2 protein-coding genes are annotated in these 1,105 nt (G+C 55.3%); both read right to left on the bottom strand.

What is annotated here, in order from left to right:
• Positions 1 to 7 precede the first annotated feature (7 nt).
• Positions 8 to 667, bottom strand: a complete 660-nt coding sequence (locus ACSFA3_RS25210; RefSeq protein ID WP_435508071.1) for a hypothetical protein — start codon at positions 665 to 667, stop codon at positions 8 to 10.
• Between the two features lie 24 nt (positions 668 to 691).
• A partial coding sequence (locus tag ACSFA3_RS25205) for a hypothetical protein (protein WP_435508070.1) occupies positions 692 to 1,105 on the bottom strand: 414 nt, incomplete at its 5' end.

Genomic DNA, 1,105 nt, shown 5'->3' with positions numbered 1-1,105 from the left:
GATTGGGTTACTGGCCGTCATCTGACGAAGGCCTGAGCGTCGTTACCGCGGTGAGCATCTTGGTCAAATCGGCGTTTGATTTTCTCAGTTGCGCGACCTCGTCGCGGTGTCGCACGCGTGATTCGACGATCTCTCTTTCCAAGGCGGCGTATCGTGCCTCTGACGCAATAAGTTGAGACTTGAGATCTTCAGAAGCAAACAGGTTGCTTGCCAGTTCTCGTTCCGCGATACGCCGTATCACCACAAGCAGCCTCATTTTTCGACGAAGATCCTCCAGTGCTCCGAGCTTGCTTGCGGTCGGCTTGCGCTTGGCATGGCTACGGATTGCAGCTATCGCCTCCTGCGTGGAGGCCAAGAGCACTGGATGGCGCTTAAGGGTTGCCTGCGCATTGCGAAGAATCCCTGGATAAACGGCACCCATGCCCGCGCTCATGTGCTCGGAGCACCAAGCGTTGAACTGACGGACGGTCGTCGGAATCTGGTTTGCAGTCATCGCATGATGGATGAGCTCGAGGTCCGTGCCGCTACAAGATTGCTTCGGCGCTTGCACAGCGGCGATGGCCTTCTTGAGAAGCGATATTTTTGCTTCAATGTTGCGCTTCGCCTTATCCGCATTTTCCGCGGCGATACGTGGTTTCAGAGGACGCGTCGCAATGGGTTGACTCATGGCGTGTACTCGTAGAAACGGTGCTCAGCCACCGAGTATGATTTTGTGCAGTTCGATCAGCTTGGCGATGACTCTGATCTCTGCCTCTCGCCGCTTGGTCAGGACATTGGCGCTCGCGTTCTGGTTTTTCTCCCCTTGAAGGTTCGACAGGGCGTGCTCCAGTTGGATCACATGTGATTGCGTGACGACGTGATAGCTACAGGTTGCGCAAGTCTGAGGGGAGGCACGGCTTCGATCAAGTCCCATTTCTTGGTCGGAATAGCATTTGCCTTTCAGACTTGAGCGAGAACTTCCCGCCATACAGGTTCCATGACCGAACGGCAGTGGCAATTGACCTCGCTCCACGAGGACATCGGCCAACACCTTGCTCTGCGTTGCGTTGTTCAGGCTTGCATAGTGAAGGCCCAGCTTGAGGTTCTGATGAAATCGCTGAACCAG

Source organism: Variovorax glucosi, from assembly GCF_051216695.1.
Classification (GTDB): domain Bacteria; phylum Pseudomonadota; class Gammaproteobacteria; order Burkholderiales; family Burkholderiaceae_C; genus Variovorax.
The sequence above is the reverse complement of the archived record's forward strand: the minus strand, read 5'-3'. Positions and strand labels throughout refer to the sequence as shown.